Below are 7,005 nucleotides of genomic sequence, written 5' to 3' on the forward strand. Positions count from 1 at the left end.
TCCTCGGTCGCGGACGTGGGCCCGACCGTCGCCGCGGACGACACCTACGACGTCTACATCGCGCGGTCGACCGCGGAGTAGGCCGACCCCGCGGCGCGAGCGTGAGTCGGTTCTCGCCGTGTCGAGGGCGGTCCGCGGAGCGACTCCGAATGCCCCCACTTTCAATACCTGTCCCGGCGTAGGTCTCAGTTGGACCATGAACATTGCCGATATCGCAGTGCCGGAGTACGTCGAGGTCGAGGCCGACGAACGGTTGGCCAAGGTCCGCTCCATCTTCGAGCGCGAGAACCCGAAGGGGATCATCGTGACCGAGGGCGGCGAGTACGCCGGCGTCGTCGGGGAAAAGCAGCTGATGCGGTCCCGGATGGAGGACGACACGAAGGTGTCGGCGGTGATGACCCCCGCGCCGGAGATCGACCGCCACGAGGACATCCGCGAGGCGGCACGGCTCCTGCTGGAGGGGAACGTCAAGGCCGCGCCCGTCTACGAGGGGGAGAAGCTGTTCGGCATCGTCACCGTGGACGGCATTCTGGCGGCCGTCATCGACAGCTTCGACGCCAACACCGTCGAGCAGGTGTACACCGACGACGTGGTGACCATCGGCGAGAAGGAACACGTCGGGCAGGCGATCAACCGCCTCCGCAAACACAGCGTCTCCCGGCTCCCGGTCGTCGACGAGGACGACCTGCTGGCCGGCGTCGTGACCACCAACGACATCGTCGACTTCGTCGTCCGCGACCAGGAGCGGCAGGGGAGCGGCGACCGCGCGGGCGACATCGACCGGATGCTCGACCTCCCCGTTTACGACGTGATGTCGAGCCCGGTCCTCACCGCCCAGCCCGGCGAGACGACGAAGGCGGCGCTGGAGCGCATGTTCGACAACGAGGTCTCGGGGCTCGTCGTCACGCCGACCGCCTCCGAGGAGGCCGTCTCGGGCGTCATCACCAAGACGGACATCCTCCGCTCGCTCACGTTCACGGAGGAGCAGTCGATGGACGTCCAGATCACGAACATCAACCTGCTCGACAACATCTCCCGCGAGCACGTCGTCGACGCCATCGAGCAGGTCGCCGACAAGTACGGCGCGATGCAGGTGTTCCACGCGCACGTCCGCCTCCACCAGCACAAGGAGAAGCTCCGCGGCACGCCCCTGATTCAGACCCAGATCCGCCTCCGCACCAGCGAGGGGCAGGTCGCCGGCACCGGCGAGGGGTACGGCGCCGAGCACGCCTTCCACGTCGCGCTCGACAAGCTGGAGCGCAACGTCCTCGAGCTGAAGGGGATCAACGCCGACGAGCAGTACCGCGGCCAGCTGCTCCGCAAGCTGGGCGAGCTGTAGCGACGGTTCGACTGCCCGGCGCGGCGCGCTCGGCACGCGCGATACGGCTTTTTTTGAACCGCGATTCCGGTCGGCTCGCTCGACCGCGCCTCAGGCCGAGAACTCGTCGGTCCCCTCGACGCCCGCGTCCGTGATCCGGAACGTGGCCTTGTCGCCGGCCGCCTTCGAGCGGTGTTTCTCCAGGGTGGCCCGGCGGTTGCCACCGCGGAACCGATCGACGCGGAGGATCGCGCCCGTCCAGTGTTCGAGCGTATTGCCCCCGAGCGGCCGCGTGCGGTCGGAGTCCGGGTCCGAGAACACCTGATTGGTGAGGACGACCGCGAGGTCGTGGCGGCGCGCCAGCGACAGCAGGTGGGTCACCTGTTTGGCCACCTGTCGGAGCGAGTCGCCGCCGTGCGCGTCGCCCGCGCGCTCGATGCGGTAGAAGCCGGTCGCGGAGTCGAGCACGATCAGGTCGACCTCCTCGGCGAACTCCGCGGCGTCGCGGACCGCCTCGGCCTGGTCCTCGAAGTCGTACGCCTCGGTGATGATCAGCCGCGAGGCGACCTCCTCGACCGGTTTCTCACACCGATGTTCGACCATCTGCCTGAAGCGGTCGATGGAGAGTCCCTCGGTGTCGATGTAGAGAACGCGCCCGCCGCCGGCCGCGACCTCGACCGCCGCCGCGAGCGCGAGGTTCGTCTTGCCGGCCGCCGGCGGGCCGTACAACTGGGTGACGACGCCGCGCTCGAAGCCGCCGCCGAGCAGGTCGTCGACGGGATCGCAGCCGGTGGTGACGGGGTCGGACACTGGCGACCGTTCGCGGCCGGCCGAGAAAAACGCGGTGGTCGCGGGGCGAGGTCGCGTCCGCGGTCGCCGAAACCGCCACGTCACGGCCTCGCACCCGGCCCGCGAACGGCAACCGTTTTGAGTCGGACACGCGGAGTGAGGATATGTTGCTGACAGTCTCCGGCCCGCCGGGGAGTGGGAAGAGCACGAACGCGAAGGGGCTCGCGGACGCGCTCGGCCTCGACCACGTGAGCGGCGGCGACATCTTCCGCGAGATGGCCGCCGAGCACGACATGACGCCGGTCGAGTTCAACGAGCACGCCGAGGACGACCCGGGGATCGACCGCGACCTCGACCGCCGGCTCTACGAGGTCGCGACGGAGCGGGACGACGTGGTGCTGGAGTCGCGGCTCGCCGGCTGGCTCGCGGGGGACCACGCTGACCTCCGGATCTGGTTCGACGCCCCGGTGCAGGTGCGTGCCGAGCGCATCGCGGAGCGCGAGGGCAAGACCGTCGAGCAGGCCCTCGAGGAAACACAGCGCCGCGAGGCCTCGGAGGCGAAGCGCTACCTGGAGTACTACAACATCCCCATCGAGGATCTCTCCATCTACGACTGCGTCTACAACACCGCGCGCTGGGGCCCCGAGAAGTTCCTCGACGCGCTCGTGGCGACCGTCGAGGCGTACGACCCAGCCCACGACGAGGGGAAGCACCCCGTCGAGGGCGTCGAGTACGACTTTTAACCCCCGCCGCCCCACTCCCCACAACCCACCGTGACGGACACAGACACCGACGACGTCGACGCCGCTTCCGCGGCCGGCGGCGCCGACGGCGATCCCCTCCGCGCCGCGCCCGAGGAGCGCTCGCCGGCCGCGCTGTTGCGCTTCGGCGTCGTCAACCTCGACAAGCCCGCCGGCCCCTCCTCCCACCAGGTCTCCGCGTGGGTCAAGCGCCTGATCAACGAGGCGCTCGCGGAGCTGGACCCCGAGGCCCCCCTGATCGACGGCGTCGCGCATTCGGGGACGCTCGACCCGAAGGTGACGGGCTGCCTGCCCACCCTCACGGGGACCGCGACCCGCGCCGCCCAGGTGTTTCTGGAGGGGACCAAGGAGTACGTCTCCGTGCTGGAACTGCACAAGCCCGCGCCCGCGGACCTGCGCACCGTCGCCGCGGAGTTCGAAGGCGAGATCTACCAGAAGCCGCCGCGCAAGAGCGCGGTGACCCGCCGGCTCCGCACCCGAACGATCCACGACCTCGACGTGCTCGAGGTCCGGGAGCGGCAGGCGCTGATCCGGATCCGGTGTGAGTCGGGCACTTACGTCCGCAAACTGTGCCACGACATCGGACTGGCGGCCGGGACCGGCGCGCACATGGGCCACCTCCGCCGGACGGCCACGGACCCCTTCGACGACCGCGACCTCCACACCCTCCAGGACCTGACGGACGCGCTGGCGTGGGCCCGCGAGGGCGACGCCGACTTCCTCCGCGAGGTCGTCCGTCCCGCCGAGGACGCGCTGACGCACCTCCCGCGCGTGGAGGTCGCCGCCTCCGCGGCCCGCGAGGTGGCACACGGCGCACCGGTGTACGCCCCCGGCGTGCTCGCCGCGCCCGCCGACCTCTCCGCGGACGCCGACGAGGCCCCCCTCGTCGCCTGCTTCGCCCCCAACGGGAGCGCGGTCTGTCTCGGCCGGCTGGTCGGGAACCCCGAGGCGGACTCGGGGACCGCCGTCGACCTCGAACGCGTCCTGTTGTAAGCCGGCCGTCTGCAGGCCCGCAGCCGCATCGCCGCGGGATCCTCTCGAATCGCGGAACCCCCCGCGCCGGACCGCGACGCGGAGCCTTTTGTCCCGGCCGCGACACGGCCACGCATGCACCTCGGAACGGCGGAGGCGGCCCCGGGCGAACTCGCCCGCGGCTGGCTCGACGTGACGGACCTCCCGACCGGCGGCGCCGAGCGCCTCCCGGTCCTGATCGCGAACGGCGTCGACGACGGCCCGACGCTGTGGCTCACCGGCGGCGTCCACGGCGACGAGGCGACCGGCGTCGCGGTCGCGCAGGACGCGATGCGCGAGGACCTGCCCGAGCGGCTCGCGGGCGCGGTCGTCTGCGTGCCGGTCGCCTCTCCGGCCGGCCTCCGGCGCAACGCCCGCCACACCTACTACGGCGACGACGACCCGAACAGACACTTCCCCGACGCGGAGCGGGACGCGAGCCGACCGCCGGAGGTTCAGGAGCGGATCGACCGCCGGCTCTACGAGGCGATCGTCGGCGAGCCCGCGCCGGGCGGGGACGACGGAGAGGCGGAGAACGACGACGAAGGAACGGAGGTCGGTGACGACCTCAGCGTGGACGCCAGCCCCGAAGTCGCCGCGGACGCGCTGATCGACCTCCACACCGCGGGCGTCGGATCGGTCCCGTTCACCATCCGCGACCGCGTCCTCTACGGCGAGCGCCGGACCGAGGCGGAGGCCGAGACGCTCGCCGCCGACCTCGACCGCCTCGCGGACGCCTTCGGCTTCCCGGTCCTGACGGAGTACCCCGCGGAGGAGTACCTCGACCAGCGCCTCCAGCGCTCGACCGCCGGCGCGGCGCTCAACACCGGCGGCGTGCCCGCGATCACCGTCGAGTTGGGCGCTCACAGCGTCGTCGAGGAGGACACCCGCGCCGCGGGCGTCGCGGGCGTGTACGCCGTCGCGGCCGAGTTCGGCCTGCTGGACGCCGCGGACGTGCCCGACGACCTCCCGGCGCCCGGCGAGGGCGTCCCCGACGCGCCCGTCGACTTCCCCGTCCGGCGCTTCCGCGGCCCGCGCACCGAGACCGCGGGCCTGATCCGTCACCGCGTCGCGGCCGGGGACGCGGTCGCGGCCGGCGATACGGTCGCCGACGTGGTCTCCCCCACCGGGGAGCCGCGCGCCGAGGTGACCGTCGACCGCGACGGCTACGTCCTCGGCCGCGCCGAGGGACTGGCCGCCTACGAGGGTGACGCGGTGGCGAGCCTCGCGGTCCGCGACGACGGCGACCTCGTCGTCCCCCGGGACGCGAACGAGGACTGAACCGGGCGACTACGGCCCGACACTGCCGGACGACACCGTGAGACACGGGGCGCGCGAAGCGAAGTTCTTAATTACGGGACTCTCGTTGCTTCGGGTGTAGTTCGGGACCGTGGGGTAGTGGTATCCTCTGCCGATGGGGTCGGTAGGACCTGAGTTCGACTCTCAGCGGTCCCATGCCCTTTATAAAGGAACTGATGTAAAGCCGGCCAGCGACGCCGTTAACCGGGGTGAGATGGCGTGACTCGCCGGTGTGGAGTTCACCCGTCCGTGACCCTCGTCACGGATCGGAGCTACGACGTTCCGCACCAGTACTGCCCGATCTGTGAGCACCGCGAGCGGACCGGCAAGGCCAACGCCTCGGGAGGTGCAGCCGATGCCTGAGGTGCTCGACTTCGAGGGCAGGCGCGACGTCGGAAGTGCAAGCTGGGAGCGTGCCGACCCGACCGCGGCGCTCATCGAGCGCGTCGCGTGGAACCGCTGGCACGTCCTTCTCCCCGACGGCGAGCACACGCACGAGGTGCGCCTCGAACGCGACCACGGCGGCCTCACGGGCGCCTGCATGGCGCTCATGGACGACGGGAAGGAGCGTTGCCCTGCCCGGAAGTACAACGATCCGGACGAGCCGTGCGCGCACCTCTGCACGGTCCGCAAGGCGGCCTTCGGTGCGATCGAAGGTGACGACGGCGAGCCCGTCCGCGTCTACGACGCTGGGGACGCGGCGGTCGCCCGCGCCGACGCTCACATCGAGGCGGCGATGGCGGACGGCGGCCGCGTCGTTGGAGGTGGTCGACGGTGAGCCGCGCGTACGCGGAAAGCGCGAGCGCGCACGAGAGCGGCTCAGCCCCCGCGGGGGGTCGTAATACTCCCACTGTATCGGCGGGGAAATCGCAACACGGCGTCGGTAATACGACCGAGAATATCGGATATTACGGAGGCCGTCGATGAGCACCGGAAACCAACTCGCGGGCGGCGACCGGCAGAAGACGGTGACGTTCAAGGCCGACGCTGACGCGGTCGAACGCTTCGACGCGGTGCTCGACGATCTCGGCTACAGCAACCGGAGCGAGGCCCTCCGGGAGTTCGTCGAGAACAACGCGCCGGAGACGGGCGACCGCCACTTCCTCCCGCAGCGTGACGACCTCCGGAAGCAGTACGAGGCGATGCTCGCAGTGGCGAACGAATCGCTGATCGTCCATCCACGTATCCGGGGGAGCGAACTCGCGCAGCGTCTCTCCGCGCCGCGCGACGAACTCCACGCGGTGCTCATCGACCTGCGCCGGAAGGGCTACGTCGCCCAGCAGAACGCACAACCGGGGACGGCGCGCGACGGTCGCGGAACCGTCTACCGAGTCAAGCCGCGCTGTGCCGACCCGGATATCTGGAAGTACCGCGAGACGTTTTGAGGAGAATCAACGGGCCGTGCCGGTCGCCCGGCCGTTCCCGTTAGTCCGTTTCGAGCTGCTTTCTCGCGACCGCGACCACCGGGTTGAAGGGTATCACAGGTAGCCTTTCTGCCGAAGGACAGCTCGGTGTTCGCCGACCATCTCGATGAGGCCGTCCCACGCGTCGATGGCCTCCTCGCCAAAGAGAGCGCGCTCGTGCCGTCTTACGACGCGATAGGTCGCGTAGGCCGCGGTTGCCGTACCGACGGCCGCGGTTGCCGTCACGGCCGCCGCGACCGCGATGACGTACTGAAGCAGCACGTCCATCAGGCGACCACTCCGTCGACGAGTCCGACGTAGGGACGGAAGGCCGTGTTTAATCGCTAGATAGCGTCGGATCAGGTCGTCAGAGTAAGGGAGTTGAAGCGGGAGAGTCGAAGTTGTGCCTACGAAAATCTCCCGC

General features: G+C 70.4%; 8 protein-coding genes. 6 read left to right on the forward strand and 2 right to left on the reverse strand.

Going from position 1 to position 7,005, the window contains the following annotated elements; translation table 11 throughout:
- The first annotated feature begins 196 nt into the window (after positions 1-196).
- Positions 197-1,339 carry a CBS domain-containing protein gene (locus AN233_RS06055; protein ID WP_058365925.1) on the forward strand — a complete coding sequence of 381 codons (1,143 nt, stop codon included), beginning with the start codon at positions 197-199 and terminating at the stop codon, positions 1,337-1,339.
- Positions 1,340-1,429: 90 nt separating this feature from the next.
- Here the strand turns inward: AN233_RS06055 and radB are convergent, their stop codons facing one another.
- Positions 1,430-2,128, reverse strand: a complete 699-nt coding sequence (radB, locus tag AN233_RS06060; RefSeq protein ID WP_058365926.1) for a DNA repair and recombination protein RadB — start codon at positions 2,126-2,128, stop codon at positions 1,430-1,432.
- Positions 2,129-2,271: 143 nt separating this feature from the next.
- Between radB and cmk the strand changes: the two genes are divergently transcribed.
- The 5 genes from cmk (at position 2,272) to AN233_RS06090 (ending at position 6,563) form a co-directional block, all read left to right on the forward strand.
- Positions 2,272-2,850: a (d)CMP kinase gene (gene cmk, locus AN233_RS06065; protein ID WP_058365927.1), complete on the forward strand. Its 579-nt coding sequence runs from the start codon at positions 2,272-2,274 to the stop codon at positions 2,848-2,850.
- A 30-nt stretch (positions 2,851-2,880) separates the two neighbouring features.
- A complete protein-coding gene (locus tag AN233_RS06070) occupies positions 2,881-3,861 on the forward strand; it encodes an RNA-guided pseudouridylation complex pseudouridine synthase subunit Cbf5 (RefSeq protein ID WP_058365928.1) in 981 nt (326 codons plus the stop codon).
- Between the two features lie 114 nt (positions 3,862-3,975).
- A complete protein-coding gene (locus AN233_RS06075) occupies positions 3,976-5,160 on the forward strand; it encodes a succinylglutamate desuccinylase/aspartoacylase family protein (protein WP_058365929.1) in 1,185 nt (394 codons plus the stop codon).
- A gap of 373 nt (positions 5,161-5,533) precedes the next feature.
- Positions 5,534-5,956 carry a hypothetical protein gene (locus tag AN233_RS06085; RefSeq protein WP_058365930.1) on the forward strand — a complete coding sequence of 141 codons (423 nt, stop codon included), beginning with the start codon at positions 5,534-5,536 and terminating at the stop codon, positions 5,954-5,956.
- A 145-nt stretch (positions 5,957-6,101) separates the two neighbouring features.
- A complete protein-coding gene (locus AN233_RS06090; RefSeq protein ID WP_058365931.1) occupies positions 6,102-6,563 on the forward strand; it encodes a hypothetical protein in 462 nt (153 codons plus the stop codon).
- A 93-nt stretch (positions 6,564-6,656) separates the two neighbouring features.
- On the opposite strand, the gene AN233_RS06095 is transcribed toward AN233_RS06090, so the two are convergent.
- Positions 6,657-6,869 (reverse strand): hypothetical protein, encoded by a 213-nt coding sequence (locus AN233_RS06095; protein ID WP_058365932.1) that lies wholly within the window; start codon positions 6,867-6,869, stop codon positions 6,657-6,659.
- Between the last annotated feature and the right edge of the window lie 136 nt (positions 6,870-7,005).

The sequence above is a fragment of the Haloparvum sedimenti genome, from assembly GCF_001462205.1.
GTDB lineage: Archaea > Halobacteriota > Halobacteria > Halobacteriales > Haloferacaceae > Haloparvum > Haloparvum sedimenti.

Bases quoted from the DNA above. Each gene is read 5' to 3' on its own strand.
- AN233_RS06055 (WP_058365925.1), top strand. From the start codon at position 197: ATGAACATTGCCGATATCGCAGTGCCGGAGTACGTCGAGGTCGAGGCC.
- cmk (WP_058365927.1), top strand. From the start codon at position 2,272: ATGTTGCTGACAGTCTCCGGCCCGCCGGGGAGTGGGAAGAGCACGAAC.
- AN233_RS06075 (WP_058365929.1), top strand. From the start codon at position 3,976: ATGCACCTCGGAACGGCGGAGGCGGCCCCGGGCGAACTCGCCCGCGGC.
- AN233_RS06085 (WP_058365930.1), top strand. From the start codon at position 5,534: ATGCCTGAGGTGCTCGACTTCGAGGGCAGGCGCGACGTCGGAAGTGCA.
- AN233_RS06090 (WP_058365931.1), top strand. From the start codon at position 6,102: ATGAGCACCGGAAACCAACTCGCGGGCGGCGACCGGCAGAAGACGGTG.
- AN233_RS06095 (WP_058365932.1), bottom strand. From the start codon at position 6,869: ATGGACGTGCTGCTTCAGTACGTCATCGCGGTCGCGGCGGCCGTGACG.